This is a genomic window from Bdellovibrionales bacterium (assembly GCA_016714165.1).
GTDB lineage: Bacteria > Bdellovibrionota > Bdellovibrionia > Bdellovibrionales > UBA1609 > JADJVA01.
The window spans coordinates 893042-917910 of sequence record JADJNU010000002.1 but is presented as its reverse complement, the minus strand read 5'-3'; the positions used below and the strand labels follow the sequence as shown (position 1 = coordinate 917910).

30 protein-coding genes are annotated in these 24869 nt (G+C 43.9%); 11 read left to right on the top strand and 19 right to left on the bottom strand.

Translation table 11 applies throughout. The features are described from left to right. Positions 1-2: 2 nt before the first annotated feature. The 7 genes from IPJ71_15740 to IPJ71_15710 all read right to left on the bottom strand — a co-directional run bounded on the left by IPJ71_15740 (position 3) and on the right by IPJ71_15710 (position 3943). A complete protein-coding gene (locus IPJ71_15740) occupies positions 3-710 on the bottom strand; it encodes a hypothetical protein (GenBank protein ID MBK7845110.1) in 708 nt (235 codons plus the stop codon). A gap of 355 nt (positions 711-1065) precedes the next feature. Then, positions 1066-1317, bottom strand: coding sequence for a hypothetical protein (locus IPJ71_15735; protein MBK7845109.1), 252 nt, complete (start codon positions 1315-1317; stop codon positions 1066-1068). A 101-nt stretch (positions 1318-1418) separates the two neighbouring features. Then, positions 1419-2246, bottom strand: coding sequence for a hypothetical protein (locus tag IPJ71_15730; GenBank protein MBK7845108.1), 828 nt, complete (start codon positions 2244-2246; stop codon positions 1419-1421). Between the two features lie 109 nt (positions 2247-2355). Next, on the bottom strand, positions 2356-2664 hold the full coding sequence (locus IPJ71_15725; GenBank protein MBK7845107.1) for a hypothetical protein: 309 nt from the start codon (positions 2662-2664) through the stop codon (positions 2356-2358). Between the two features lie 114 nt (positions 2665-2778). Next, positions 2779-3060 (bottom strand): helix-turn-helix transcriptional regulator, encoded by a 282-nt coding sequence (locus tag IPJ71_15720; protein MBK7845106.1) that lies wholly within the window; start codon positions 3058-3060, stop codon positions 2779-2781. A gap of 194 nt (positions 3061-3254) precedes the next feature. Further along, entirely contained in the window at positions 3255-3719 is a 465-nt protein-coding gene (locus IPJ71_15715; GenBank protein ID MBK7845105.1) for a thermonuclease family protein, read from the bottom strand. A gap of 62 nt (positions 3720-3781) precedes the next feature. Continuing rightward, positions 3782-3943, bottom strand: a complete 162-nt coding sequence (locus tag IPJ71_15710) for a hypothetical protein (protein MBK7845104.1) — start codon at positions 3941-3943, stop codon at positions 3782-3784. Between the two features lie 318 nt (positions 3944-4261). Between IPJ71_15710 and IPJ71_15705 the strand changes: the two genes are divergently transcribed. The 3 genes from IPJ71_15705 (at position 4262) to IPJ71_15695 (ending at position 7300) form a co-directional block, all read left to right on the top strand. Beyond that, positions 4262-5419: a Fic family protein gene (locus IPJ71_15705; protein MBK7845103.1), complete on the top strand. Its 1158-nt coding sequence runs from the start codon at positions 4262-4264 to the stop codon at positions 5417-5419. A 173-nt stretch (positions 5420-5592) separates the two neighbouring features. Then, positions 5593-6858 carry a hypothetical protein gene (locus IPJ71_15700; protein MBK7845102.1) on the top strand — a complete coding sequence of 422 codons (1266 nt, stop codon included), beginning with the start codon at positions 5593-5595 and terminating at the stop codon, positions 6856-6858. Beyond that, positions 6842-7300 (top strand): hypothetical protein, encoded by a 459-nt coding sequence (locus IPJ71_15695; GenBank protein MBK7845101.1) that lies wholly within the window; start codon positions 6842-6844, stop codon positions 7298-7300. The genes IPJ71_15700 and IPJ71_15695 overlap by 17 nt, the downstream gene beginning before the upstream one ends. Positions 7301-7354: 54 nt before the next feature. On the opposite strand, the gene IPJ71_15690 is transcribed toward IPJ71_15695, so the two are convergent. Then, the gene (locus tag IPJ71_15690; protein MBK7845100.1) at positions 7355-7804 is read right to left on the bottom strand and encodes a hypothetical protein; all 450 of its coding nucleotides are present in this window, start codon (positions 7802-7804) and stop codon (positions 7355-7357) included. Positions 7805-7883: 79 nt separating this feature from the next. Next, entirely contained in the window at positions 7884-8111 is a 228-nt protein-coding gene (locus IPJ71_15685; GenBank protein MBK7845099.1) for a recombinase family protein, read from the bottom strand. 61 nt (positions 8112-8172) lie between these two features. On the opposite strand from IPJ71_15685, the gene IPJ71_15680 reads away from it, so the two are divergent. The 5 genes from IPJ71_15680 to IPJ71_15660 all read left to right on the top strand — a co-directional run bounded on the left by IPJ71_15680 (position 8173) and on the right by IPJ71_15660 (position 10632). Then, positions 8173-8418 carry a transposase gene (locus tag IPJ71_15680; protein MBK7845098.1) on the top strand — a complete coding sequence of 82 codons (246 nt, stop codon included), beginning with the start codon at positions 8173-8175 and terminating at the stop codon, positions 8416-8418. Between the two features lie 108 nt (positions 8419-8526). Next, positions 8527-8850 (top strand): hypothetical protein, encoded by a 324-nt coding sequence (locus tag IPJ71_15675; protein ID MBK7845097.1) that lies wholly within the window; start codon positions 8527-8529, stop codon positions 8848-8850. After that, on the top strand, positions 8832-9074 hold the full coding sequence (locus tag IPJ71_15670; GenBank protein MBK7845096.1) for a transposase: 243 nt from the start codon (positions 8832-8834) through the stop codon (positions 9072-9074). The genes IPJ71_15675 and IPJ71_15670 overlap by 19 nt, the downstream gene beginning before the upstream one ends. A gap of 273 nt (positions 9075-9347) precedes the next feature. After that, entirely contained in the window at positions 9348-9701 is a 354-nt protein-coding gene (locus tag IPJ71_15665; GenBank protein ID MBK7845095.1) for a hypothetical protein, read from the top strand. A gap of 172 nt (positions 9702-9873) precedes the next feature. Then, entirely contained in the window at positions 9874-10632 is a 759-nt protein-coding gene (locus tag IPJ71_15660; GenBank protein MBK7845094.1) for a hypothetical protein, read from the top strand. Between the two features lie 396 nt (positions 10633-11028). Here IPJ71_15660 and IPJ71_15655 read toward each other — a convergent pair whose 3' ends face one another. Further along, entirely contained in the window at positions 11029-11187 is a 159-nt protein-coding gene (locus IPJ71_15655; GenBank protein ID MBK7845093.1) for a transposase, read from the bottom strand. A gap of 50 nt (positions 11188-11237) precedes the next feature. Here IPJ71_15655 and IPJ71_15650 point away from each other — a divergent pair, with 50 nt between their 5' ends. Further along, positions 11238-11600 carry a hypothetical protein gene (locus IPJ71_15650; protein MBK7845092.1) on the top strand — a complete coding sequence of 121 codons (363 nt, stop codon included), beginning with the start codon at positions 11238-11240 and terminating at the stop codon, positions 11598-11600. After that, on the top strand, positions 11587-11850 hold the full coding sequence (locus IPJ71_15645; GenBank protein MBK7845091.1) for a hypothetical protein: 264 nt from the start codon (positions 11587-11589) through the stop codon (positions 11848-11850). The genes IPJ71_15650 and IPJ71_15645 overlap by 14 nt, the downstream gene beginning before the upstream one ends. A gap of 271 nt (positions 11851-12121) precedes the next feature. Here IPJ71_15645 and IPJ71_15640 read toward each other — a convergent pair whose 3' ends face one another. The 8 genes from IPJ71_15640 to IPJ71_15605 all read right to left on the bottom strand — a co-directional run bounded on the left by IPJ71_15640 (position 12122) and on the right by IPJ71_15605 (position 22843). Then, positions 12122-12586, bottom strand: coding sequence for an NUDIX hydrolase (locus IPJ71_15640; GenBank protein ID MBK7845090.1), 465 nt, complete (start codon positions 12584-12586; stop codon positions 12122-12124). 138 nt (positions 12587-12724) lie between these two features. Beyond that, entirely contained in the window at positions 12725-13744 is a 1020-nt protein-coding gene (locus IPJ71_15635) for a mitochondrial fission ELM1 family protein (GenBank protein ID MBK7845089.1), read from the bottom strand. 2 nt (positions 13745-13746) lie between these two features. Next, positions 13747-16056 (bottom strand): hypothetical protein, encoded by a 2310-nt coding sequence (locus IPJ71_15630; protein MBK7845088.1) that lies wholly within the window; start codon positions 16054-16056, stop codon positions 13747-13749. A 280-nt stretch (positions 16057-16336) separates the two neighbouring features. Further along, a complete protein-coding gene (locus IPJ71_15625) occupies positions 16337-18331 on the bottom strand; it encodes a hypothetical protein (GenBank protein MBK7845087.1) in 1995 nt (664 codons plus the stop codon). A 301-nt stretch (positions 18332-18632) separates the two neighbouring features. Beyond that, a complete protein-coding gene (locus tag IPJ71_15620) occupies positions 18633-19238 on the bottom strand; it encodes a transposase (GenBank protein ID MBK7845086.1) in 606 nt (201 codons plus the stop codon). A gap of 130 nt (positions 19239-19368) precedes the next feature. After that, positions 19369-19914 (bottom strand): hypothetical protein, encoded by a 546-nt coding sequence (locus IPJ71_15615; GenBank protein MBK7845085.1) that lies wholly within the window; start codon positions 19912-19914, stop codon positions 19369-19371. A 275-nt stretch (positions 19915-20189) separates the two neighbouring features. Next, on the bottom strand, positions 20190-21401 hold the full coding sequence (locus IPJ71_15610) for a hypothetical protein (GenBank protein ID MBK7845084.1): 1212 nt from the start codon (positions 21399-21401) through the stop codon (positions 20190-20192). A gap of 368 nt (positions 21402-21769) precedes the next feature. Then, positions 21770-22843 (bottom strand): hypothetical protein, encoded by a 1074-nt coding sequence (locus tag IPJ71_15605; GenBank protein MBK7845083.1) that lies wholly within the window; start codon positions 22841-22843, stop codon positions 21770-21772. Between the two features lie 441 nt (positions 22844-23284). Here IPJ71_15605 and IPJ71_15600 point away from each other — a divergent pair, with 441 nt between their 5' ends. Then, complete coding sequence (locus IPJ71_15600; GenBank protein MBK7845082.1) at positions 23285-23530, top strand: hypothetical protein; 246 nt, start codon at positions 23285-23287, stop codon at positions 23528-23530. Positions 23531-23630: 100 nt separating this feature from the next. Here IPJ71_15600 and IPJ71_15595 read toward each other — a convergent pair whose 3' ends face one another. Then, on the bottom strand, positions 23631-24860 hold the full coding sequence (locus IPJ71_15595; GenBank protein ID MBK7845081.1) for a hypothetical protein: 1230 nt from the start codon (positions 24858-24860) through the stop codon (positions 23631-23633). Positions 24861-24869: the final 9 nt, after the last annotated feature.

The window sequence follows — 24869 nt, the reverse complement described above, 5'->3', positions numbered from 1 at the left end:
AACTAAAAATCATACCCCATATCTAGATTCTCGATAGTGATCCTTTTGTTCCTATCGATTGTTAGTTCAAATGTACCAGACAAAAATTGATCATCAAAAAAACCAGGATGACAGTTTCTTATGTCATCTTGAGTATGCTCAAACATGATCTTGCACTGTATTCGATATTCACCTTCCACAAAGAGATCTTCCGAATCAGTTTCTTCATCGAATGCATCCTTGCCGAATTTATAGACTAAATTCGTTAAGGAGGCTTTTTGGGGAATATGATAAGGGGCAAACGTGACAAGGTCCCAATCGGAATCTTCAAGCGAATCTTTTAAGAAGTATAGCTCGAGATATTCTTTCAGCGAGGATTCCTTTTCACAAATGGACTGTACGGCGTCATCCGCATATTCTGTTTTTTTGAATGTATTGATCAAATCCTGGATGGGAACATTAAAATTTGCGAAGACCGGCTTGATAAGCTTGAGCTTTTCGCCAATTTTCCTATCTTGTTCTTCCATAGCAATCAGAGAGCCGGCTTCCAGTGATGCCTCGAGTTTCTTACGGTAGGCATCCGATTCATTCTGATAATTTTTGTAATTTGTCAATCCAAAAAACTTTGCCGCCTCATCAAGAGCATGATGATGCTTCAAGGATTTTTCCTTCTTTAGCTGCTTGGCTTTTTTCTTGATATCAGACGTTTGGACTAGAGACTTCTCTTTCATATAAACCTCACATGTTACTCACCAACGCTTTGTCGCCTGCTCCAAAACATCGTTGAGCGATGTTTAGTTTATATGATTTAGAGAACAATCGTTCAATGGCAGTGCTTGAGTGCAAGCTTTAGTGCGCAGGCGCAAGGTTTCTGCCTAACCAGCAACGAGGCTAACTAGAGCGAGAAAATGTGTCAAGGATCAATATTTTGAGGCCGGCACCATTGATGCAGTCGGTTGATCGGGGAAACATCATTAAAGGTGAAGTTGGTCCGACGTTTTCTTTTCCTTCCATGGAATACGATTTTTGCCAGTATTTTAGTTATGCGTGAGTCCGATGACGGAGATCTATCGAAGAGAGATTTGTCTAATTATCAAATACCAATCCACCAGGACCATGACGGCCACGCTTCTTATTGTTCTCTTCGTAGCTATCTTTGAACGTCTCCTGGAAATCAATTTTCATTTCGATTTGGTCCAAGCCAGCCAATTCGTGAGATGGCAATTCAAATTCAATGAACTCTTCTTTACCCCGTAATACATATCTTTTCTCTGAATCGGCGACTTTGGAGTATTTTAGAACAAAGGGCAAATCACCCGCTGTATACATCAGCTTCATGCCTGTTCCGTATTGAACATGGTCCGGCTGGGTAAGCGTACTGATAACATTTCGATATGCTTTCTTCCTTCCGTTTCTATAAGTGAAAATGAAATCAACGATTAGATCTTTAGGAAGAGGCCAAATATTGTGGAGTTTCTCCGAAAATTTGGAGAAGTATAAAAGGAAATGGGTCTGATTATGTCATAGTAGTGCCTGCACGTAAGATACCCATCTGGGCGATATCGAAGATCGTCAGTGTCAGCAATTTCCCTTTCGTAATTTAAATCCTGGAGTAGCTTTCGAGTTTTTTTGCAATATTCTTCGGCAGTCATCTCCCCATTATATGATGTGGATATGGGCGAAAGAACTCGTACTTTCTTTAGATCATCTACTTCGGCGCCAATCATTGGTTTTCCTAGATTAATCTGCAGGCCATTCAGATAGGACAAGCCAAGGAATAGAAGCTCTTTCCTGGGCACGTACTGATTTTTCTTCACCTTATTTTCAGCTTCCTCCAACAGCGATTCAAATTCCTTATTTTGAATACTTTGGCCACTTTCTGAAATAGGCAGGTTATGGAATTCCGCAGCTGAGGAAGCTCCAACGCGAAAGCTACATTTGGAAGTCAGATCAAGTAGTTCCGTCATTCGGTCCGCCGCCACCGAATAAATGAACCCGAGTCTGTCGTTGATGACCTCACATTTCTCGTTGGAGAGGCGCTTTGTGACCTTAATCAAAGTGTTTACTGATAAGACGTAAAAGTCCTTGATGTCATCATGCCAGGGATTAAGTTCCCTCGCTTGCGCAAACCTTTGAACGGCTCGAATCGAATTTCCTGATTTTAAATCTGTCTTACCTTGGCTCAGCAGATACATGGCGGCTTGTGATCTCATGAACTCAAGAGAGTAGACTCCACGGGATTCATTCCGTTCATCTTTAGCCTTCATGTATTGATCGAGAGGATTATCTGAAGACTCAATGACAGGAGCGGAGGAACACCCGATTAAGAAAATAAGCGATAGACAGGTCCTGATACATTTAATCAACAATTCACCTTTAACGACACTCGGAGACGATGTTTGATGGAAAGCTTTTCTGCTGGGCTTTGCAACCCTCTGCTAGATCCGTACAGGTGATATTCTTCCATTTATCTCCCTCCTTCACCCAGAGGCAGGTTCCCTTATTTGGTTTAGGTAGGTCATTAATGGTAAAGAATTTTGCCCGACAGCGAAGCGTTGCATTTTCGTGTTTTTTGCATTCGCTGATGCTATCGTAACAACTTACCATAACATCGTTATTGTAAGTGCAGTTCTTTGCTGAATCGGCGTGGGCGAACATAAACAGCGTGACAAATAGTACTTTCACGTCAGCCTCACTTTTTCTTTTCAAAGAATTTTTTGTAAGTTAAAAAGCATCCGAAAATAATTGCTGCCGCAATCAGTATCGTTTGAAGTTGATGAATCTGTGCTCCAGTCATATCTACTCCTTCTTCCTCAGGATCGGCGAAGTCACAGGCATCTCAATAGTTACCTTGCACCATCCACTAAATAGTTGCGTTGTTAATAGGTTACCTATGTCTGAACTCTGGCTTGAGGATTCGCCAAACACAAGATACTCGACCGAAACGTCTAGGGCTCGGGCAACTTTACGGGCATGGGATAGGGACTTTGGTTCTACGCCAGCACTCCAAGTTTTTATCGTTGAAATAGGTACGCCCGAAGCATGACTTAATTTCTTGAAAGTCATTTTCTTGGCTTTCATTAAATGCTTTAGGATCGGACCTATTTTAACTTCATCATTCATTACATATAGTTATCGTCGACAAAAGCTTTGCTGATTAGATAAAGACGACTACGTGTACCGTGGTAATGGCCGATGATGAACTTAGGTCAATGTGAAAAGCCCCGTGGGAATTGGAGTCTGGATCAAAGTCTAAGTACGGGAGCCTATACTCATTAATTATGGGCTGGGGATCGACTACACCAATTCAGTTTTTGCTTTGTTTTGCCCTCGTAGGTGTAGGCAAGGTTGTTTTTCAGCAAGGTGTCCTTAATTGATTTTCCATCAACGACAACGTCCGCCAATATTCGAAAATATTTATCCTTGTCTGCATTTTCTAAATCAATTCTTTTGGCATTTTTGAGAAGGTTTTCGATCAGCCTTTTTGCTGTTCTGGCCGCATCTTTTTCACAAGGCAATTTGCCTTTCATTTCTGGTGTATCTACGTGACGAACTCGTATTGAAATATTCTTTCCGATGAGCGGATGAACGTTGGGAATATCAAAGGTGATGGTGTCAGCGTCGTAGTTGCGGATGTATTTCACACAGCGAAATGTTTTTGCATCGTGGTTACAATTGTCACTGGCCCATATCGGGCAACTAATTCCCAGCGAAACCATTAATAGAAGTATTTGCCTCATAGATTCACGCTAAGAGAACCTGAACCATGGGTCAATGAAGCGACAAACCAAATGGACATGTATCAAGACGCCATTACTTTCAGCCATTCTTTGTGCTTCACATATTGGCTAAAGGCATTTTTGTATTGTTTTAATAGTTGTTCTTTTTTCTGTTGGTCTTTGCAATCGACGTGCTTCTTCCACAACTCAGCAGCTTGTTTATTTAATCGATTTAGTAAATCCATCGTCACACCCTCCACTGCCACCAACGCTATTTGGTAGCTCTGAGGGCATCAATTGGGCTGGTAGGAATCCGGCCTCGGTACGGCGGTCATTTCAGAACTTTTTTGTATAATAACAGTATGAGTCAATTTGTTGCCAATTCTTCGGCTTTATCATTATATTCAATCTTGGCTTGGTGCAGGAGTTGTCCGCCTGAGCCAATTTATCGTATATACAGATTTTTTCCGCCAAGTTAACAACCACTCCCCACCGACGATCCAAACAGAACTTGCGTTTTCTTTAGTTCTGCTTAAAATAATTAAATAGAACTAAAGGACTGGATAAGTTTCATGTCTCAAATTGGGATATTTAGACAACAACCTGCGGGTTTCAAGGCATTTATACCACACCCTTTTCCTTCAAAGGGGTTGGTGTCGTGGAACCCAAGCCTTATACATCAACTTTCTAAAGGCGATTTGGCGCTTGGAAAACTTGCTGCCGTTGAACAGTTGATTCCTGATATGGATTTTTTCATTTACATGTACGTTAAAAAAGAAGCGGCTCACTCAAGTCAAATCGAAGGAACTCAAGCGACACTGATTGACTATATAAAGGCCGAAGCAAAGTTGCCCGATGCGGATACCCCATCGGATGTGGATGAAATTAAAAATTACATTCAAGCTCTAAATTATGGTGTGCAGAGAATAGAGTCCATTCCGTTATCTTGGCGTTTGATCCAAGAGATTCATGCCAAATTGTTAAAGGGCGTCCGAGGACATCATAAATCTCCTGGCGAATTTCGCAAGACTCAAAACTGGATCGGTGGACCAACGATTCAAACAGCCAGTTTTGTTCCACCTCCCCATCATGAAATGATGCAGGCTCTGTCGGATCTTGAAAAATTCTTTCATGAGTCTTCAACTCAATTACCAGTATTGATCAAAGCGGGTCTCATTCATGCACAATTTGAAACCATTCATCCTTTCTTAGATGGAAATGGTCGCATGGGACGCTTACTTATAACTTTTTATTTATATAAAGAAGGAGTATTGCCGCGCCCTTTGCTTTATCTCTCGGAATATTTCAAAGTTTATCGGAAAGACTACTACGACAAACTTGATAAGTACCGTCAGGATGGTGGTGTAAACCAATGGCTCCTTTTTTTCCTGGAAGGAGTTCGATCCGTTGCCGAGGACGCGGTCGCCACCGCACAGAGGATCACGCAGTTAAGAGAACAACATTTAGAATTGACTTCTAATTTTGGCCGAAACGCAAAAACGGCCATCAAATTGTTGAACAAACTTTATAGTCAGCCCGTTGTAGATGCCAAATCTGTCGCTCGGATAACGGGGGTATCCTCAAAAGCAAACGTGAACAGCTTGATCGAAAAATTTGTAAATGCTGAAATACTTTTTGAGATCACCGGAAAGGAGCGCAATCGTCGATTTTTATATAAACACTATTTGGATCAATTTAATGAGTCTAATTTAGGAATATGAGATTTTTTTGCGTACGGATTTGCGCTGTAATAACCTCGATACTGTTGTTAACAACGACAGCTTGTAGCCAATTTCAAAAAAAAGAAAAATTCATTCCATTCGACGAAATTAAAAAAAGTGTAGCTGACGTTAACAAGATTGATTTCACCGACCGAAAGAATTTTGAATCTTTTTTGAACTCAATTACTCAAGATTTGATTGTCGCCAAGAAACAAGGAAAAGTTCAGCCGGATACTTGGGCTAAGATCGGTCAAGCGCTTGATGCTTATAAAAGCCTGCTTCACATTCGAGACAATCACCAAATTTTGATACCAGGGAAAACAAATCTCAAAATGCGAGTGACTTCATTCTGCATTGATCCAAACCGTTCTTCCCCAGAATCAAATGAAGTGTTTGAATGGATTTTGGGAGATCCACCAGCTCCTCTTTCTTCTAGGGTACTAAAGTATTATTCCACCCATCCAGAGGTGGGCCAAGAATCCGTTCAAGAACTCATATGGAATCTTTCGAATAAAACCTATTATGAAAATTACCCAAATCATCTTAAAAATTTATTGAATAAAATTGATTCCGAAACTGTCAAACAGTTACCCTCGGCAACACGCCAAGAAGCCATCGAAATCGGAACTTCTGTAGCAGAGGATATTAGTGCAACTGATCTGAGGGGCCTCATTCATTTTATTCAGGGTCAATACTACGAATATGAACAGTTTCGAAAAAATGTAGAAGGCCTGCAATCGTCTTATGGTCTACCGGACAAACCGTTTTTTTCAAAAATACCTAAATCTGACATCCTTGCTACCAGCCTTAGTGATGGATACCGAAATCAAATATTAAATTTTTATAATTTCTCAGATACCCTCAAAACGGTTGATCCCAGCGAATACTATCTTAACCCGCTAAGAAAAGATGTTCAGCGAATTGCTTTGGCTTCAATCATAGGAGATCCAAGCTATTTTATAAATCGACTTGAGCAGTTCTTTAAACGAACTCTAGCGGAGTTAGGGGTTCTATATCCAAACTTGACGGATGAGGAAAAGCTGCTGATTCGCAAACATCCTTATGAATCTCTTCGAGTCGCTTGGCATCAGGCTCGAAGTGAGTTCGCAATGGGCCGTTTTTTTGAGGGAGGAAGCATAGATGGCGAGGCCGATGCTTTCCGACATTTCGTGTGGGCGGGTTTTTTGACCCACGATCTTGGGAAAAATCTGGCAGAACAATATCTGAACGCCCATGAAAGTGGACAACCACTTAATTTCCCCGATCGTCGAATTGATGAACATAATAACAGAAAGGGAATTGAGGCTGCGTTGAATCTTGACCAGCAAGATCGTTTCACTGCAAAAAATCTTTATCAGGAAGCGTTCAAGAGTCTAAAAAACAAAGATTTAATTGTTCTTAAACCTACTGGTGAAATTCCCGATGACTCATCTTATTAAGGCTGTAAAGTGGTCCGGTCGTGGGCTCGGAATTCTTGCTCTCATAGTTCTTGCTTTTTGTGTTCTCTATAGGGTTGACAATTATATGTTCGGTTGGGAGGCTGGAATATACTGGGGCCGTTCCCCTTTTGTGTCTCAGCAATTTCGTGAGGCTGCAACAAATGAAAAATCCACTATGGTCGCGGATCTAATATCAAAAAAATACTTCGTTGGACAAAGTATTGAACAAGCAAAACTAGAACTGGGGCCTTCGACGGGAGGATATTATAATTCCGATACCAACCTGGCATACGTTGTTCGCGTGAATGGAGAAACCATTTGGGATGTTGTTTTTCTTAAGAACCAATCGACCGGCGAGACAGAAAATATTCTGATTTATAAAAGGCGTGGTGGGATCACGCGAAAAATTCTTGCAACTTTTATGAGATTTGTCGATGAATGAAATAGGTTGCAATTGTACCCATTCTTTAATTTTAACCCTTCCACCATTAACAAATCAGACTTCTTTTTTGATCTCGCACTGAAGATCGATATTAATCATCGTCATTTCTTTTCCAAATTCAGATGTGAAAAATCTGTAGCTGCGGGCCATTGGACTTTCAGTAGATGAAACCAATCCAAAATATTCTGGTGTGCCGCTCACCTCGACATAGGCATGTGCTTGGATCAAATCACCTACAGGAGTTCCTAATAGAGTGCCCGTGTCCACTTTCGCTATTCCCATGTTAGCCCCATCTCGCGCAAGAATTGGAACCTCATAGGAATCTTCATGATCTGCTTGAGTGACGTCAAAACGGGCTGTAGCTCCACGTGTAAATGTGTTTGCGCCTGTCTCTGTATTGAAGACCTGAATAGACTTCGCAACGAAGCAGGAGTGATCTAATTCTGCGGCAAAGGAAGGAGCCGCAACCAGAACCAACATCAGAAATGAAAAGATAAATTTCATACTCCCCCTTAGATATTGACGTTGCGCTAAGCTACTTGAGCAGATGCTTTTTATCAATAACGGATAAGCACGTAAGCTATTACTGTACTATCCATTTTGAATCCGCTCTTTTCAGAATTTTCATCACCGTTGCGGCCCGCCATTCAGCCTTTCGAGTTTTAGTTGGGATACCCATGGCGTTTAAAACATCGGCAATCTTCCAATAGCTAAAACCTTGCTTGCGGAGGATCTTCATTTTTTCGATGACCTCAAGTTCTTTTTGAAGATCGATGACCTGCCTGTTTACGATTCGTTCTCTGTAAGCCATTTGTCCCTTGTTAAGGAGCAGTGACCTGCCCGGGCTAACCAGGTCCAAGCTTTGTGTTAAGATGGGCCTCACAACGGGAGGTCGAGATGGCGAGAAAGCGCTATGCCCAGAAGAAATTATCCAACATTTACCCACAGTTGAGCTAGAGCAAGGCAAGGGCCTGAAGCTCGAGCAGGCAGCTAAGAAGGTGGGTGTTACCCCACAAACTATCATTCGGTGGCGCAAGGAGTACGGAGGCCTGAAGGTTAACCAGGCCAAGCGCCTCAAGGGGCTTGAGAAAGAAAATGCCCGCCTAAAACGCATGTAGCTGATCAGGCTATTGATATGGCTATATTGAAAGATGTAGCAGAGGGAAATTTCTAAGCCCGATCAGGCGCAGGGATGCCCCGTCAATCAAGCCATGGAAAACCATGGCGTGAGCGAGCGACGTGCCTGTAATGTGATCGGGCAAGCACGAACAACTCAGAGGTATCAGCCACAAACCAATGACGAAAAGGAAATGCTCCGAAACCGAGTGACTGACTTAGCCTCGGAGTATGGCCGCTATGGTTACAGGCAGGTTACAAATTTATTGAACAATGAAGGGTGGAAAGTGGGTAAGGATGTGTTTATACAATTTGGCGCGAAGAAGGGCTACAGGTCCCTCAGAAGTAACCCAAAAGGCGACGACCGTGTTTGGCTGATGGCTCATGCATCCGTAGGTATTACGGCCCTGAGTTTGTGGCGAAGAAGTTGGTAAAGCGGCTGGATCAACTCGAGGTTGTGCCTCCGTTCATCGAGCGGGGAAGTCCTTGGGAGAATGGTTACTGTGAATCGTTTAACAGTAAGATGCGATATGAGTTTTTGAATGGCGAAATCTTTTACTCACTTTTCGAGGCACAAGTTCTAATTGAAAAATGGAGGAAGCACTACAATACTGTAAGGCCACACTCGAGCTTGCGAGGAAAGGTGCCAGCACCGTAAACTTTTCAACCAAACTTAAATCTTCTTGCGGTGTGAACGGAACTTATGTAGTGGACTAAAACTCCCGGCTGGTCACGCAAGGATATTGACTATTCCTCCAAAGCTTCACCTCTAGACAAGACATTCTATAATACGGGAGAGTTTTTTGATAGGTACGGAGAATGTGTTGGCGAAGATGAAAAAGGAAAGTGTTCAGGAACGGGATTTTTGGCAGTCGATCCAAATATGGTAATCACTGCTGCCCATGTGTTTTTTGGTAAAAAGACAAATAAAATGGCTGATTGGAGAGGATTTAGGTTTTCAATAAAGGTCTGGAGTCCCAAAGAATTTCGGATGAATCCAAAAATTGCATATGAATATCGATCTTATGAAATTGAAGACATTTATTTCGGAACCAATAATCCACAGGATGTGGACCTGAGAGACTTTGCATTTGTGAAACTCAAAGAGCCAGTTGGAAGGACTATAGGTAAAAGCGATCTGAATGGAGGCAATTTAGGAGAAAAAGTTATGAATTCTAATAATCTGATACAGCCGTTTCAATTTAGAAAACTAGGGTCCAAAAAAACAGGGAAGAAGGCTCATATGGGAGGCTTTCACGGAGATAAGGATAACCTTTCGATTTAATTTTACCATCAATGCAGATCTACTCTACGACGAATTTATGGCGTTTCGAGCAAAATTCGCAGAGGATGATTCCAATCCTTCTTCACTCAAGATTGAAAATAGTCAGTCAATTTAAAAAAAGGGCCTTGTAGATGTCAACCAAATCAGTTTCCTATTTGAGGTAATTAAAACGATGAAGTTATTGAATATTAGGCGATGGTTTTGGATGACTTCGTTGATTTATATTTTGGTGAGCTGGCAGACAACATGGGCAAGCGCTCGCTGTGTTGAGAGCCTAATACACAGTCAGAATGATGCTCGATTTAGGGAGGCGGGGTTATTTTCTCAGCAAGGAGAATCAAAGCTTTGTGGCCCGTTATGTATTTTGGAATCATTGGCTCGACTAGGTTTTTATATTAGAGCTAGTTTACCGCAACGTCTGATCGATATGATCACGAGAGACTTCCCTTTGTGGGGTATTAGTGATGTGCCGGAGAATGGAATGATGATACCTCACCTAGAACTTACCTTGGAGCTTGTGGCTAAACAACTTGGGCGAAAAATAATGGTCAGTGGTAAATCTTACGATTTGTCTGATCAGGATATCTTTGAATCGAATAATCCAGATGTGATCGTTATTGCGTTCCACAATGGCTGGGGAGAGTTGAACAATATTGAGCTAGCAAATACTGAAAATCAGAAATCTGGACATTTTTCAATTCTCTCTAACGCCGTGAAAATAAATGATGAGAAAATTTTGGCCACTCTTGATGATCCAGCATTCGGCAGAATTAGTCCTACCCTGGAAAGAACGAATGCGCCCATGATGCCTATTCAATTTCCATTTAGAATGAGATTTCAGAATTCGGGGATGAGAGCTTCCCGATGGACTGATCGAGATTACATTCGAATACTTACATATTTGATCATTGTCCAAAAGGATCAAAATTGATTTTCCAGATTCTCAGTTTTTGTGAGACTGTAAGAAATTTTGTGTATGAGTGATATCCCATCACATCTTTAAACCCTGCCTACCAAACAACTAAAAATGAAACAAGGTGTTTTTCAATTCCTAATCCGAAAAAACCCGGCCTTGGTAATCAAAGAACTAATTGGAACTCTCAAATGTGACAAGGAACCTAAAAATTTTGTTAGAGTCCCAAGTGGCAGCGCGGAACGTAGTCATTTGCTGAGATATGGGCGGTTGGCCCAAGATTCTGTGAGTCAAGAATTCTGAGTCAAGTGGCGTTAGCTTGCTATCATACTTCTTTGTTCCTTTGCAAACTCCATTGGAGATTTCATTCCTAGGGCCGAGTGAGGATTGATATTATTATATCTCTAGTGCCACTCATCTATCTTTTTTCCTCGCATCCTCCAATGAGAAAAATGTGTGTTCATTGAGGCACTCATCTCGAACTCGAGAGCTAAAAGACTCAATGATCTGATTTGGTTTTCGAACTCTTGTAAACTCAAGAGTGATTTTATGTTTGTAAGACCAGTCGAGCATGGTTCTGGAACCACATTAAAAATCAAGAATGGGACTAAGCTAAGGCTCTCTTGGCCCCTGAGATTGAAGCCTACTGGCCTCAATCGAACGAGAAGTTTAATCGAGATAACTTTATCGAAGTGAACCGCACTTATCCCGGCACACATGAAATCCAAATTATGAACGTTTGGAGCGAACATGACCAATGGGATCACATCGACACGGTCACCTCCGAAGTCTTCATCAAATCTAAAACACCAGAGGGAAAAGAAGTCGAACTATTTGCCCTATCGATTTTTGAAATTGAAGATGACGGCGAAGTTTTAATTAGAACTGCTCGTGAATATTGGGCGGATAAATATCCTGTTCCCGCTTGGAGAAAACACTTGTCCACTCCGTATGACACGATGGAGCTCACAAATGAACAAAATTGAATTTGCTGAACGTGTTGGAATCAAAATTCTAAATCGTGAGCATGATGTGGTCATGGCGTATACTGAGGAGGATTCCGAATATATTCCGCGCCTAAAACGAATAGTGGCGTCTATTTCGGCCAGTCTCACTGACGATGACTGTGCCAAGGCAGAGCGTGCTCAATTCGAAAAAAGGCTCAAGGTAGATTTGAAGATCAAATTGTCGCGGTCCCAGCTTTTACAGGTTGAAGGATGGCTTCAAGAGTTTTAAGATGTCAGCAATACGAGCATCATTAGTCGAGCAGCCTGTCTTTTGGCCGAGGGGCTCCTGCTATATTATTTTGGTTGGATATTCAAAAAGATGCAGTGTTGGACCGGCACATCGGCCGAAAAGGTCCCTCTCGAGATTGGTATCTCCAATCAAAAGCCAAGGAAAAGGCTGTCGAATATACCAATCATTTCATCAATGATGATTTTAAAAAAGGCTGTTTCGGGTTGGTGCAGGCCTAATTTCTAATGATTCCCCACAGCGAGGGGTTGGTTCAAGCCAAATTCTTATAGCCTTTTAAAGCGGTTGAAATAATCTCCCCGTGATCAAAGGCAAGTTTTGGGAGGCTGCCTATCGGGAAAAAACCTAAGTCTTTGGCATCATCCTTTGCTTGGGGCACAGCATGGTTCTCTGGCAGCGCAAGCATGAATGCCACTGAAACCACTCGACAGAGATCTTCTGGATTATTCTCGCGGGGATCGCGACCCTTTTCAGAAAAAATGCCAATGAGTTTCAGATCAGTTGGATTGGCACTAATTGTGGTTTCCTCCTTTAGCTCTCGCAGGGCGCCCGCGAGAACATTTTGATCGCTTTGATCAAGAAAACCGCCTGGCAATGCCCAAGTATCCTTGAATGGGGCGTTCTTTCTTTGGATGAGCAGAACTTCTTGAGATCCATTTTTGGCTTGTCGAAGTGCAACGATATCTGTTGTCACGTAACACGATGGGAACTTATTCATTGATTGATCCTTTAATGTTGAGTCTCGAGATACCACCACCCTTAACAGCATTATAATTGGCATCGAGGTCCTCTAAAATAGCTCTGATCATACGCAATGATATTTTTGAGCTGTTCGCAGACTTCTTTTGTTTCAAGTTTACATTCTTTCTTTTGATGTTGATAGGTGTCGCTGACATTGAGTCTGTCTTTTTTCCCAACTTGATAGCATTTGAATCAGTCTTGTAGCGATTATGCTTGAGGTTGAAAGAGGCTCATAATGGAAAGGTTCGATTTCACTGGACAGGGGTTTAAGTCTATTCCTGAGTGCCTGTTGCAATATAAACGCTTTGTGCCTTTCCTCCAAACTTCCTGTTGGGGCAAAAACATAGGTTGGCTTACCGAGGCTGAGAGAATCCGCAATCATCGACATTGAATCGCCAGTGACAATGACATAGTCGGCGAAGCCAAGCATGGCCCTGTAAGGATTGTCAGAGCTTCCTGAACGAACATCAAAAAAGAAGTCCTCACGGCTAGGTTCTAGGTATTGAAAAAAAGCGGCTTGGGTATTTTCCGGTGTCCTCCGGCTGTTCGTAATGAGATAGGCAGAATGATATTTTACCCTGAGCGCATTTAGTTCAACCGCCAGCATGTGACCGTGTCTGACGGTGAAATTGCTGGCCTTTGCGTTTCCGCCAATCAAAACTGCAACTCGTGGATTCTGTGTTTGTGGAAGCTTGTCATGCCAACGACCCATTTCGCTCGCTAGATCCTCATGCGTCAACGGAGTTGGAATTCCTTCTATATATTCAACCTGAATTCCTGATTGTAAGGGAGGAAGGTGAGAAGGCATGATTATCTTATCAAACAAATCGTAATTACCTAGCGGGTCGCCAAAATTCACGAGTTTCACGAACGGATGCCGAGCCTTGAAAGTGCGAAGTTCGTCAATTTCATTCTCATTACCGAGCGCATGCAAAATAAGGTCTAGCGAACTATCCACAAGATCGAGCTGATCGGCTTCAACGATGTGGTAGTTGGTCTCCATTTTTTTTGCAATTCCGACCAAAGAGTTTAGCTCGCCAGATAGGTGAGTATTAACAATGGCGACCTCATACTTGGCAAATGCACTCCCAGAAAAAATACAAATAAGCGCCGGAAATACAAAAAGATAACGCATTGTCAACTGCCCGAACTTATCTCTTCGTTTATGATCTCTTCATCCCTATTTGGATCATTTTCCGTCTCCGCTCCCGTCCCCCCATCCCCAGCCCAAGGAGAATCAGATTTGCCGACAAATGAATTCCAGTCACTGGCATTTGTTGGAGGGCCTCCTGCTTCCAGGTGACCATTGGCCAATTTTCCTTCTAGGCCCATCTGATGGTCAACGGTCATTTCCGTGCGATCGAGTTCATCCGATGATTGTTGTGGCTGTTGAATAAGGCCGTCTTGCAAAGCACTTGCGTAAGTCCTTCCACCCAGGTTTAAATCAACGTCCTGAGTCGTTTGTTGTCTTGTGCTATCAAGTATTTCTGTATATTCAGGGTGTTCGTTCGCGATTTGGTCGATATCTCGTTTAGCCTGGTCGGTAATGAGAACTTGTTGTTCCCCTCCTGTCGAGTCGGTTTCTCCAAAGCTGGCCGCTGCCACGGGGATTCCTGTGTTCGCTGAGGAATGGATCAAAGCGCTCAACCCAGACGCACCATCCTGTTCGTCAAAATTAAAATGAGTCCCAGCAAATACGTCCATAAAAAGTGTGAGTTTTGCAAAATCAGAATTGATAACCCAGAGGGGATTTCCTGTGTAAAACAAGAGAATCCAATTTAATAGCCCATCATTTTCAGATGAATGATATTGAGACCCCAGTCTCTGCTGAATACCTTTCACGTGATTATTAAGGCTGGTGCGATGAGACTCCGGCATCCTGCTGAGACGACGTTCAAGGATGCTTCTCTGATTTTCTTGGATTAAATCCCTCATACGGCCAGCATCAGCGGTTGCTCCAGAATCTGCTCGTACAAGATCTGGATAGTGAGCGACGATAAAACTATACAGAGACTGTCTGGCAACGCTCCTTCTGTATTCTGCTTCTTTAGCCGCACTTAAGCTTTTTTTGTAAGCTTCCATCGCAATTCTGTATTTTTCAATATTCTGAGCAAAAGCGTTTTTTCCATTGATGTACCTTTTCTTATTTTCCTTGTTCCTATTTCTGGCACTTATCTTCGAAGACCTCGATGCGCTACGAGAAACTGTCACTTTTTGTGGTTTATCTGGTTTAGTGGGTTTCACGCTTGGCTTAGGTGCTATGGGAGGCAATGAAACTGTTGAGCCAATGATTACTAGTGCGAGCTGTTGATCTTTGAGTGCTTCTCTGAGGAGAAGCTCCCTATAAAAACCGGTCACCCGATTTAACGAAGCCTTCAATCCAATTTTTGAAAAAATTCTTTGTTTGTCAATATACCGAATTGACAAACGTAGACCGTCCACAAGGCCTAAATAAGAAGATCGATTTTGTGGGAGATCTGTTTGCGTTAAATTTAAGTACTCGATGAGTATTTCCTGATTGTTTCTGACTCTCTCCCGCATTGCTTGAAAAATTGAATTATTCGCCTGGGCATTAGTCTCATTGAGAAGACGTCTGGCAACCTGAAGCTCTCGATATATGAATACTTTAAGTCTTAAATCGAGTTCCATTCTTTGTGCCACTTGATCTTCCTTGAGAACAATTGGATCGTTAGGGAGACCTAAATTGAAAGATTCAATCAGCTTCCCATACTCATGAACTATTTCAGTGCTGTTGTTTGGCAGCTCAACTGGGAACCGTTTCTCCTTTTTCTGACGGACTTGCTCAGCCTCCCGGAAGGCTGAGATTTCATTGTTTAGCGTTATCAAAGCCGACGCATATATTTCTTGCGCGTTCTCAAGCGATTTTGCCTGATCTAATTCTATCAGGACTTGGTCAAGATTGTTTGCGGTGATTCTGGTTTGATATCTACGAGGACTTTTCTTGAATACTTTTACTAAATTGGTTTTGGATGCTTTGATAGCAGAATTTAATTTTACGAATTGATCAGCTATATTTTGAGTCTCTTTTAGAAGTTTTTGAGACAAGATTTCAAACTCTTCTGTCAGAGTGACTTTATCTTTTTTTATTAATATTTCTTGCAGAACTTGCTCGGCAAGCCCCTTGAGATGTTGGTTTTTGATGTCCGTCGATATTTGGCCCTGGATTTCTGCAATTAACTTCTCAAGGCGATCTTTACTTAAGTCAAATTCCTTTCTCAGCCTATCAAGTTCGGCATTGAACTCAATTCCAGCTTTGCGATCTGAAATGCTTCCAGTTAAAAGAGCCCCAAACCAGCTTCGAACTGGTCTTTTTTCAAGCTGATAGGGCCCGAGAGGGAGAGTCTTGGTGGGGGTGTTCAACTCTGCTATGCAACGTTTACTTAGATCTATCGCTATGGCCTGCGAGGGGTCCCAAAAAGACAGCATAAAAATCAGGAAAAAAGTCCACTTAAACCTTTTCAGACATGAGATCAACATAGTTTACTTCCTCTCAGAGACGCTATTTCAAGACGCTGTACGATGTATCTGGAAGTAAGTCACCTGCCCGTTTTTTGATCGCTCACAAAGGTGAGAATTGTTTTAAAACTTTCAAAGGTTTGAAAAAAAGATCATATTTATGTAACTGGAGTTGGTGTCGATAGGGCGGACTACAGTCTGGCTCCGTATCCAAACCAAGGCCCCTTTTCTTTATTCGCTCGGAATAAGTTCACTGTCTCTTTTCACAGCCAATCAAGCGCCCTTGAAGGCACATGATCCGGTAGCGACGGCTGATTTTTTCAAAGATATTTTCGTGAGCGCCGCCAATCTCAGGGTTTCGTTTCAACTGATTTGCTGACGCCGGATTTCGCGAGGGATCACCTGATTTTTTTCCTCCGGGCAGATATTGTTGAAGATTGAATTTTTCAAATGGATTGTCACTGCGCTTTCCGTTTTCAAGAACACCACTGATGCTGGAATATCCCTCACGAGATTCAGCTGGAAGAGGACTTGCGGAATATCCTCCTCCTCCTCCCACGCCCTTTAAAATATCAGTTTCATAGCCGGGGCCTCCATAACCGCCCCCTCCTCCAGAGTAAGGCATCGAACCACCGCCGCCACCACTGCCACCCGCAAAGCCTCCTCCGTTATTGGGAATGGCATGGGCCTTTGCTTCTTCTCCCAAGCCTTCACCAAAGATAGGGGCTTGCGCCTGTGCGTTGGTGTCAGGCACACTGAGGTCACTGCCATCTGCGGCTCTGGTTCCAAATGCCGTGTTCTGAAATGAGCTTCCACTTCCTGAGCCGCTTCCAGTCGAGGCACTGCCTCCGCCTAATCCTGAACAAAGAGGATCGGATTGAGCATTGGGACCTCTGCAATTCACACAAATGGGATTTGAGGCGTTGACGGGATCATTGCAATCTCCGTTAAAAACAGGTTGCTGATCGACCTCAGGAAATCCCGTGGCTTGAGTCATGGCAGCTTTTTGGCAGAGATCGGCAAAGCTGCTTGCTGCAGCCGATTGAGCGGCTTGGCTGCCCATGGCCGCGACATTTGCGTTGTATCCTGTGCATCGAGTGCCTCTGCCTTCGGCATTGGCTTGAGCCGCACGATAGTCGCTCACCCAAGTGGAGGGGCAGCGTGGACCTTTGCCCCCGTTGGCACTCCAAACTGTGTCGAGGTTTGAGCATTCTGTCAGCACTCTTCGATACTTGTTCACAACTTCGGTGCATCTGTCTTCACAAGTGCCCTTGTCAGAGAAGCACTTGCCACCGAGAGCTGTGTTGGCACCCGCACCACCCAGTGCCACGATCTTCATAAACTCACAGCTCTTGGCAATTCCTGCCGAATCTCCTCCCGAAGCTCCACCCATGGCAATCATTCCAGTCGCTCCAACTAAGAGTGTACCCATAGCTGTCATCGAGCTCGCACTCGGTCCATCAAGGCCAGACACACACTTCACGGGATCGTTGCAACAGGTGAAGGCTTTCTTATGCGCTTGTTCGCAAAGAGCGCGGTCGCTCTCTACTTCTGGAGGCTGAGGAAATCCTTGAGGGAGATCTCCAGCTCCGCCTGCAGCTTGATCCCTTCCATTGCCTTCGTTTGCAGAGGCCACGGGCTTTCCATCAGCTCCGCATTTGGGAAGACCACTGTCCTTCTGCGCAGACTTGGTATAGCAAGAGGGACTTCCGTTGGCATCGCACATGGGCTGCCCCGCCACTTGTCCTAAATCCTCAGTCCAGCAAAAAGTGCTCTCTCCTGTGTAGGACTCTTCTCCCACCTGCTTTTTCTTTTTACTTTTTTCTGCGGAGGCTGCAGAGCTGTCGTCTTCGCCATTCTCTCCTGAGCCCCCCTTACCTGAGGAATCAGTTTTTCCTGTTGAGGTTTTGGCGGGGGGACTACCACCGCCGCTGCCGCCACCTACATTGGTTGGCTTAGTGGGTGGTGGGATAGTTTCTTTTCCTCCGCAGTTTTCACCAAACCCACAGGTGTCATCGGTGGACGTTCTCTCATCTACTTCAGTTGATGTTTTCGGCAAAGACTGAGCACGCTGCATTAGTTCAAAGCTATGCCAGTACTTTCCGCATTCGGGGTAAGTTTTATCATTTGACTCACAGGGAAAAACGATTTGTCGATAAAAAGCAAGAGCTGCGCTACTGAGCACAAAACGACTCCTGCCATCGGTCCTGATGCATTCATCATTGGCAAATGCTTGAGATTCCATTTTATAGCCCATGGGGCAGGAAAGGCCAGAAGCGCTGAAGCTTATCCCGCAAGTAACCATCATCCCACAGAGAAGCCATCTAAATCCGCAACATATCCTTGGCATAGGGAATCATCCCTTCTTGAAAATGACAGAGAACCAAAGGAAAGTTATTCCAAAATCAGAGTATGATCGGCTTTATTTGCGTTTCACTTTAGGACTTTACTGGACTTTGAAGTCTCCTCAAATAAAGACCCACTTCTTGGACATTTACAAATAAAACCTAACTAGGTTGTAGCCGTTAGAGACCTTCTTTCCCTTTTTAAACGGAGGCCCAGATAAAACGGCTATTGAGGTAGCCACACTTCTGCATGATTTTGAGGGCAAAATAGGCCATATCCTTGTACCCATAGGCTTGCCATTTAACCCCCTTAATGGCGCGGTTGATCCCCTCAGATAAGCCCGTCGTGACTTTGTATTTGAAGTAGTTCCAAAATGTCTGCTTTTCCCGGATATCTTTGATCCACTCAATAACATTCCAGGCTCCACAATCTTGTGTCCACTGGTATATTTCCGCTATTAAAATCTCGGTTTCTTCTTTTGAATGGCAGTCGAAAAACTGATGGAACCTCTCTTTAACTAGCTCCATCTTTGCCATCTTTTCATTGAGTTTCATGACTTCATTGATATGCAACTGATCCTTCGAATTGCGGTTCTTCGACTTTGTGAGAAAGATATAACGATACTTCCCATTCATCAAATCGCCCATCTTGCCCTCCGTGTCCACGTTCTGTAGCCCGATTTTTCGATCCTCATTGAGAGCCTCATTAAACTTCTGAACCAAGTGGAATCGATCCCACACGAGTGTTGCGTTCGGACAGTGCTCCCTCACACTTGCCCCGTATCCCTCGTGCTGATCCGTTGCCACCACCTCAATTTTCTAGCACTGCTCCTTGCCAAGTAAAATAAAAAACTGATCCAGGGCCTCTCGTCTTCGACTTTGAGAAACCCAAATCACTTTGTGGGTCTTTATGTCTACTATAATTGTCAAAAACAAATCATCCCTTGTTTCGCCCTCCTTCCGGCTGCTTGCGGCTCCTCGCATAGACCTCATCGACTGAGATCTGTGTCACGTTTGGCATTTTGTATCCCTGCAAAAATCTCATTAGCAAATGCTTGTCCACCTTGTAGCAAGTTTTCTTATCAAGGCCATCTAAAATGGAAACCTGCAAAACTGAAGTGATTTCGCTTAACCGATTGATCCAGAATGCTAAATCCTTTGTCACGTGTGGCGTCGTATCTGAGATAAAATCAATAGCCTCAGAACGGACTTTTTTACAACTTGCGCAGTCCCGTTTCTCGCGCCAAAAACTTACCGTCACCGACCAACTCATAATTCTCATATGCTGTGCCGTAACCCGATAGCGACCATCTTGTCGCCCCAATTGGCACCCACATTTGCGACAAAAATGCTCTTTGTCCTTAATCTTCTCTAAATGAATCTCCAACCGTTGTGCTTTGGTCCACTCTTTTATGTCCCTGATATTAAATCCTTGAAAAGATCGAAAAACTTGGGGAATGTATTCTGAAGATCGCGCATCCATGCTGTTGCTCCGTGGTTGAAGTTTTTATTTTTACAACTAAATTAAACCATCGACACAGCTTGGGTGCGAGTTTTCTATCTCCTCTTGGACCATCGAAAACGAAGGTTTTCGATGGTTACAAGCGGCCTCCTAGCCACGATGCGAACAACCGACCTTCTCCGCGCAGTCGCTCCAAAATTTTATGATTTTAATGATTTTTAACGCCTCACTTTGGTCCTAACTTCCGGCGTTACTGGGAAAGAACCCGTTAGAGAACGGATAACTTTTGTGGGTTCTTACCGAATTCCTTCAGTTTCTTTCTCAAATCTTTCAAAATTATCGTAAAAGGAGGCAGCTTTGATGGCCACGTTAATGCCACCTCCCGCCGCCCTGATAGCATCGGAAGACTCATTTCCATTGGGTAATTGTCCTTGTTCGAACTCATCATCCTCTCTAAACCAACCTTTGTGAAGAGCCTCAAAATAGAGCTTACCCTCATTATCATGTACGGCAACTGCGCCCCCCGAAAATCCGCCTATCGTATCGGCATTATGCCAATATAAATTTTCCGAGTTCGCATCCTTATTTGCTAGATAAGAGCTATCAGAGGGCATTTGAACAAGACTGAAAGGAGCACAGTTTTTAGAAAAATCTTTAGCTTCCCTATTATACCCAGCGATAATAGGTATGTTTGGGAGCCCGTTTCTTCTAAATTTCTTGAAAGGCAAGGGTTTAGTTCTATACTGTTCAGGCACTCGCAACCCATCCACCACCTGCCCTACCTCTGATTCCAAGAGAAGGAAGGCGTAATCGAGGTCAGGATGCTTATCCGGATCCATTGTTCCAAACCTGTAAGCTTTGACACGATAAGTAGCAGCGACATGAGTCTGGGTTCTAGGATTCCATACTCTAATCCGGAATAACGCAACAGATCGAGGGTCCATAAGATCCCGACTATCTACTTTTTTGAAATTATTGACATTCGTGACGACAATATCCGATCTGCTACCAACCAGGTGACCTGACGCCGAGAATGACGAGCAAGAATCCCCCTCATTCGAACTGCATATCCTCTCTTTATAAATTTGCAACCGGCCCGCCCCATTCATCGCCCGGTCCGCTTTTGGCGCATCAGGCCCGTATCTTAGCGGGCAGCGATCGTCTTCGCCGATGATCGCTGTTTTGATGAACTGACCCACTTGTCCGATTTGGCGGGCGTTTTTAGAAAGACCAGGGGCATTTTCGCAATCCTGGCCAAAGTTACCGAAACTGGAGTCCGCCTGCCCAGCAGAGCGCCCGGAATAACCGTCTTCCACAAAGCCTGTGCGTTTCCTGTTTGGATCTCCGCCAAATGGCACATAAGACCCCGTCTTTGGATTGTAAATGTAATCTCCAGGGGGCAGCAGGCTCGTGTTTGACTGAGCTACCGAAGCGATGGGCGATGAGAGTGGCAGAGACGCAACGGCGAGAAAGCCAGCTAAAAAAAGGGATTTCGACATGAATTTCATAACAGCCTCACCTCGCTCTACCTTATTGCCTTAATTCCTTTTGATAGAGCAGCTACGAGACGATTTCAATGCTAAAAATATGCCATTCGTTATGATGGCGTCAAAATATCCCAAAAGGCCCGGCCTCTGGTCGTTTTAAGCCCTAGATTGAAATTGGTGCCATCCAGCAGGAATGTACAAGCCTTAGACAGGTACCTGCTTGAGCGCCATTTGGGCCTTCTTGGGTCACCTTGGGTCAGAACTGGGTCCCATCTGGCAAACGGACCACGCAAATAAATCAACGAGTCTGTAAAGTCTGCCCACTTTGATGGGTTCGGATCAGGCGAAATCTCTGTGTCTGCCTCCACATTTCTCTGAGGCACTCAAACTCAAAAAGAGGAACGGATCTGAGAGCCAATTGAAAGGCCAATTTGGTCTACGGTCCAGTCTGCAACATCATTTTGTATGATTTTTTCATGGACAAATGACAGCACAAAGAAGCGATAGTAATTACCTAAAATGCCTTTCAATAAGTATCCCCAGAAATGATAGTTATGCCCGGGAAGATCGAGATCATCAATAATGGGCTCGAGGCGGGAAGCAACGACACCGCCACGTTGTCTGCTGCCTGCATGTGCATCGGACATTGTCATAAAGGTGATTGCGCCTAGAGCTACCCAAGGGCTTTTGTAGATTTCCAAAGCCTTTGCAAACAGGGCAGAATAAGTTACTGAAAGCAAGGGTTGCTCCAGGAGCCATAAAAAGAGAGGACTTGATACGAGAGCGGCCTTTTGAACTTCATAAAGAAGCTGTGCGTGCTGCGGATGAGCTTCATCGCCAAAGCCTGTCGATACGACATTGCATCTTTTCAGATTTTTGCTAAGAGTCTCGCAGAAGCCTGTTCCACGAAGTTCAAAGCCGTCTTTGTCGCGGTATATAGGCCACTGCATATTTTCAACTAAAGGTAAAATCTCACGTAGCTTTTCGACTAGTTTTGGATCTGTTGAAAGAAGATAAGAGCCTATCTTCTTATTTAGGTAATCGATTTCTGTTTTTGTGGAGTAGTAATTGTAGGCCGCCATCCAGTTTTCCTTAGGAACCGAATTGACACTAAATTCTCCAGAAAAAATAAATCCGTGGTGACTGAAATATTCAAAGCTGGCCCAAAAAATTTGGGATGTTCCTAAAACTGGTTGTTCAATCCCCAAGGCGTCGCTCCAAGGTTGTACCTCACTTTTAAGGTGATCTTGAATTTTCAAAATACGTTCATCAAAAGAGATTCCGCTCCTCCCAATATCGCTTTTGATCGCATTCGCTATTTGATTTACCAAGATGTTCTGTTTGGATTCATTAAACCGAGAAGAAAAAGTGGCTGCTTGGGTCTTAGCGCTCGCGATGAGCACCAATAGGAAATACACACCTAAAGATTCAAATTTCAAGCCGGCAGAAAAGTGATTCGGCACAACAAACACTCCAAAAAAATAATTTTGGCTAACGAAGCACCGATAACGTACCGCATTAGACAGGCTTTTTCAATAGCCATAAATTCTACACGTGGGCCGAAAATTGGCATCTCTCATACTCTTTTTTTCTTCAGTTTTTAAAAAGACCTGGCGGCCCTTTTATTTCTTTCCCACGACACTGGGGCTGGGATAATACGTTCGAATGCTTCGAGAAGCTCCCATATGCTAAAGTCTGGCTTTGGGCTTGGCTTGCCGTCGTCGAAGAACAAGACCGCGACTCACGGGAAGGCGAAAGCTGTTAGAGCCCTAGAGATGTGAACCCAACGGCATGTCGCACGGAAAAGATGTCTATTCGGTTTTTGGCTAAGTGAGACATAAATACAAAAGTTGACCAAAGAACAATCTGCTCCCCATAATACTCGCAAAATGAGAGAGGTATTTATGTCAGAAGATATCAAAACTGAACTTGAAAGATTACGAGCAGAAAATGCAGCGCTAAAAAAGACCAAGCCTGCAGCGGGCACCTTGTCCATGAAGGTGAGCGAAAAAGGCGCGCTTTCAATTTATGGCATGGGCCGGTTTCCAGTGACTTTATACAAAGAGCAATGGCTTAAGCTTTTAGGTATTTCTGATGAGATCAAGAAGTTTATCAGTGAGAATGATCATTTGCTGAAAGCCAAGGATTAGATTTGGAAGAGAACAAGATCTTTCAATGTAAAAGGGAGGGTCATAGCCCTCCCTTTTAGAGTCCCCTTTAAAAGGAGACCTTTGTCTCTGAATGAAAAAACTAAAAGGCGTTGTCGGTGTCTAAATCAACAGCGGTGAAATTAAACCCAGAAAACGTCGACAGCCACGAATCAGTAGATGTTCTTGATGTGCTAGAAAGTAAGGTAAACTTGGCATTTGTAGAAAAATTACCAATCCCTGTATTTGAAGTGCAGTCTGCTGCATCATCAAAGCCTGCTGAAGTCGCGCAAGCTGTATTAGTTACTTCAGAGTACTGTCCGACAGTTGCTACCTGTGCCAATGATCGGCTAGAGGCAGTTTCAAATAATCTTGCTTTGATGCCAGAGCTCAAGGGGCCGGATGCCGTGATTAACCGGCCGTATCCATCTGTCGCACTACTGTTAACAGTAGCTGCATTCGCCTGAATATCGGCAAACCCATATGAAAGCGAAGTCACACCTTGCGGCTCGCCATTCGACATTGTTAACACAGCGTAAAGGCGCGTGTGCCGATTCCAACCACAGCGGCTCGCTGCACAGTCTGATCGAACCCTCTCGTCCCGTTTTTCGAATCTCAAGACTCCAGTTGATTTAGTGAGCTCGCCAGCCATCGTACCAATGTCGCCTGCAGAATCTCCCGCCGCAGCTCCGCTCCAAGATTCATGAGTGATAAATTCAATTTTGTCACTATCGAGGTTCGCCGCAATCTTAAATGTTAACCCCAAGGAAGCGACGGAAAATATAACTCCCTTTGTATAGTGTGAGTTAAAGCTGGCCGGCGAGCTTCCAACTGCCGACAAGGTGATCGTGCCTGTTTCATCACCGGGGCCGCCATCTGGCCAACAGTCGGTATCGTTAAAATTTCCAGTGATCTCTTGTGTGGCACCGCTGAACTCAATTCCGCCCTTTTCAAGAGTGCAGATGAGACTTCGTACCAAATCAAATCCTCCGCGAACTGTGTCTCCATCTTTGATACTGACCGCACAATACGTGTGAAGGTAAGGGTAAAACTCGTCGGATTGTGAAAGATCAGCTCCACCCGCACTCGCTAGAGGCCTACCATGCGCATCACAGCGGTTGGTGTTAAATTGAGTTACTGTCATCGCCCTGATGGAACCCATCAGAGCCGTGCCAGTCATTCCCGTGCCAATAGCTCCCACTCCCTTGGCCACCAAACCGATGGCGTCGGCGACCTGTGTAGTTGGAGCTGCACTCTCTGAGTCACTATCGCTAGAACAGCCCATCACTGAAATGACAGATCCTAATAGGACAAAAAAAATCCATTTCTTCATAGGAACCCT

What these genes read in the sequence shown, in the direction of transcription:
- IPJ71_15625 (MBK7845087.1), bottom strand. Translation starts at nt 18,331, where the DNA reads ATGGAATCTCAAGCATTTGCCAATGATGAATGCATCAGGACCGATGGC.
- IPJ71_15695 (MBK7845101.1), top strand. Translation starts at nt 6,842, where the DNA reads ATGACTCATCTTATTAAGGCTGTAAAGTGGTCCGGTCGTGGGCTCGGA.
- IPJ71_15630 (MBK7845088.1), bottom strand. Translation starts at nt 16,056, where the DNA reads ATGCTGTCTTTTTGGGACCCCTCGCAGGCCATAGCGATAGATCTAAGT.
- IPJ71_15685 (MBK7845099.1), bottom strand. Translation starts at nt 8,111, where the DNA reads ATGGCTTACAGAGAACGAATCGTAAACAGGCAGGTCATCGATCTTCAA.
- IPJ71_15720 (MBK7845106.1), bottom strand. Translation starts at nt 3,060, where the DNA reads ATGAAAGCCAAGAAAATGACTTTCAAGAAATTAAGTCATGCTTCGGGC.
- IPJ71_15610 (MBK7845084.1), bottom strand. Translation starts at nt 21,401, where the DNA reads ATGAAATTCATGTCGAAATCCCTTTTTTTAGCTGGCTTTCTCGCCGTT.
- IPJ71_15640 (MBK7845090.1), bottom strand. Translation starts at nt 12,586, where the DNA reads ATGAATAAGTTCCCATCGTGTTACGTGACAACAGATATCGTTGCACTT.
- IPJ71_15655 (MBK7845093.1), bottom strand. Translation starts at nt 11,187, where the DNA reads ATGCTCGACTGGTCTTACAAACATAAAATCACTCTTGAGTTTACAAGA.
- IPJ71_15690 (MBK7845100.1), bottom strand. Translation starts at nt 7,804, where the DNA reads ATGAAATTTATCTTTTCATTTCTGATGTTGGTTCTGGTTGCGGCTCCT.
- IPJ71_15740 (MBK7845110.1), bottom strand. Translation starts at nt 710, where the DNA reads ATGAAAGAGAAGTCTCTAGTCCAAACGTCTGATATCAAGAAAAAAGCC.
- IPJ71_15730 (MBK7845108.1), bottom strand. Translation starts at nt 2,246, where the DNA reads ATGAAGGCTAAAGATGAACGGAATGAATCCCGTGGAGTCTACTCTCTT.
- IPJ71_15645 (MBK7845091.1), top strand. Translation starts at nt 11,587, where the DNA reads ATGAACAAAATTGAATTTGCTGAACGTGTTGGAATCAAAATTCTAAAT.
- IPJ71_15595 (MBK7845081.1), bottom strand. Translation starts at nt 24,860, where the DNA reads ATGAAGAAATGGATTTTTTTTGTCCTATTAGGATCTGTCATTTCAGTG.
- IPJ71_15600 (MBK7845082.1), top strand. Translation starts at nt 23,285, where the DNA reads ATGTCAGAAGATATCAAAACTGAACTTGAAAGATTACGAGCAGAAAAT.
- IPJ71_15680 (MBK7845098.1), top strand. Translation starts at nt 8,173, where the DNA reads ATGGGCCTCACAACGGGAGGTCGAGATGGCGAGAAAGCGCTATGCCCA.
- IPJ71_15735 (MBK7845109.1), bottom strand. Translation starts at nt 1,317, where the DNA reads ATGAAGCTGATGTATACAGCGGGTGATTTGCCCTTTGTTCTAAAATAC.
- IPJ71_15715 (MBK7845105.1), bottom strand. Translation starts at nt 3,719, where the DNA reads ATGAGGCAAATACTTCTATTAATGGTTTCGCTGGGAATTAGTTGCCCG.
- IPJ71_15710 (MBK7845104.1), bottom strand. Translation starts at nt 3,943, where the DNA reads ATGGATTTACTAAATCGATTAAATAAACAAGCTGCTGAGTTGTGGAAG.
- IPJ71_15665 (MBK7845095.1), top strand. Translation starts at nt 9,348, where the DNA reads ATGGCTGATTGGAGAGGATTTAGGTTTTCAATAAAGGTCTGGAGTCCC.
- IPJ71_15660 (MBK7845094.1), top strand. Translation starts at nt 9,874, where the DNA reads ATGAAGTTATTGAATATTAGGCGATGGTTTTGGATGACTTCGTTGATT.
- IPJ71_15635 (MBK7845089.1), bottom strand. Translation starts at nt 13,744, where the DNA reads ATGCGTTATCTTTTTGTATTTCCGGCGCTTATTTGTATTTTTTCTGGG.
- IPJ71_15615 (MBK7845085.1), bottom strand. Translation starts at nt 19,914, where the DNA reads ATGGATGCGCGATCTTCAGAATACATTCCCCAAGTTTTTCGATCTTTT.